This window comes from Psychrobacter sp. AOP7-B1-25, assembly GCF_052376195.1.
Taxonomy (GTDB): Bacteria; Pseudomonadota; Gammaproteobacteria; order Pseudomonadales; family Moraxellaceae; genus Psychrobacter.
The window spans coordinates 1-1,934 of the sequence record NZ_JBQSVK010000039.1 but is presented as its reverse complement, the minus strand read 5'-3'; the positions used below and the strand labels follow the sequence as shown (position 1 = coordinate 1,934).

Annotated in this window: 1 protein-coding gene; it reads right to left on the bottom strand. The window is 40.3% G+C overall.

Annotated elements, in window-relative coordinates; genetic code table 11:
* On the bottom strand, positions 1-1,934 hold a 1,934-nt coding region (locus tag ACT3QR_RS13875), incomplete at both ends, for a tandem-95 repeat protein (RefSeq protein ID WP_444521872.1).

Below are 1,934 nucleotides of genomic sequence, written 5' to 3'. Positions count from 1 at the left end.
TGCCGTAAATGTAGTCATCTTTAGCAGAACCTTTGACAATATCAATAATATCCGCTGACTCAAAGTACTCTGAGGCAGTAGACATCACGAAATCCAATGTTGTACTATTGCCAGCCACATCAGACGCTTTAATTTGATAGTTACCCTCTGCAAATGCAATGTTAGTAGCATCATCGAGTGGTGTTAAAGTACCGTTTTCGGATTTAAAAGCCTGTAGCGTGTCTTGATCGATATCTGCATTCACTTCTAGATGATTGGTGGCGGTATTGAAGTTTAAAATATCACCTAAGATCGGAGCAGTGGTGTCGATAGTGATATCTTTTACTGTTGTAAAGCTCTCATTAAGTGATTCATCGGTTACCTTGGCTCTAAAGCTATAGTCACCATCTGCTAAGTTAGAAGCCTTACCGTTTGCCAAGACCTGCCATGTCACGCCTTGGTCCGTTGAATACTGATACTCAACTTGGCTACCGGATTCATTGTTCTTAATAGTCAAATCAAAAGTGTTGTCTTGAGTAATGCCATCATCTTCAGATATGCCGGTATCGTCAAAGTTATTAAATACTAATTCGCCTGACTCTGGAGGCGTTGTGTCTGAGGTAATATTAATACGATAAGCACCAATATAGCCTCCTTGCAAGTCAACTACTTTTATATCAAAATTTTCTGCTAGCTGAGATAGGTCTAAACCAAGCTCATTACCGTTTGAACGATAAACGTAAGAACCATCAACTGATAGTTCTAATTGACCATTCTCTGCATCTATAACAATAGGGATAGATGTTGAACTGCCTACTTGAGATATAAGCGATTGTCCGTTTATCTGAAGCTCATAATCATTAGGCACATTAATACCAACGTCGTCATCAGCAAAGATATTACCCACGATACTCTGATAGCCTACAAACTCAGTTTTTTCAACGTCTTTAAACTCAACGACATCAAGACTAATGGTTGAACCGTTTTCTTGTATACCTATATTTAAAGTATAAGTACCTGGGGAAAGGTTACTACCTAAACTCTTATTATATGAACTTGATCCTGCCGATAAAGTACCAATATTACCTGAAGAAGAGCCTGATGGACCAGTTAATGTATAACTACCATTTGCATTAATATTTCGAGAAGAATCAAAAAGACTTAAAGTTACACCTGCATTATCACCCGTCACTTCAAAAACTATAGTGTCATACAAACCATTATATGACTGCTTGTCTACTAATACTTGTTTTTCACTAACAACAGTAGTTTCAAAGGTTTCTTGCAGTTCACGGTTATACACTTCGCTAAATGAATTAACTGTCACATTAGCCGTTTTAATGATTGTTTCTATGCCATCACTCACGGTATAGGTGAAACCATCACTGCCATTGAAATTGGCATTAGGCGTATAGCTATAACTGCCATCATCATTGACGATAACGCTGCCATTCGTTGTGCCTGATACGAGAGCAAAAGTAAGTGTATCACCATCGACATCGGTAGCCGTCGCTAGTTGACCAGTCGCTACGGTATCTTCTATGGCTGTAATAATGCTGTCTTCAGCCACTGGCGCATCATTGACGGCAGCGACAGTAATCGTAGTAGTTTGAGTAATTACGCCACCTTGACCATCATCAATGGTATAAGTGAAGCTGTCTTCACCATGGAAGTTAGCATCTGGTGTATAGCTGTAGCTACCATCGGCATTGACAACGACTGTGCCATTGTTGGCATCTGAGTCTAGGGTGTATGTCAGATCATCACCATCGACATCGGTAGCTGCTTCTAATTGACCCGTCGCTACGGTATCTTCTGTGGCGGCAATGATTCTGTCGGTAGAGACGGGGAGATCATTCACTGAAGCCACAGTAATATCGGCAGTCTTAGTAATGGTTTCTATGCCATCACTCACGGTATAGGTGAAACCATCACTGCCATTGAAATTGGCATTA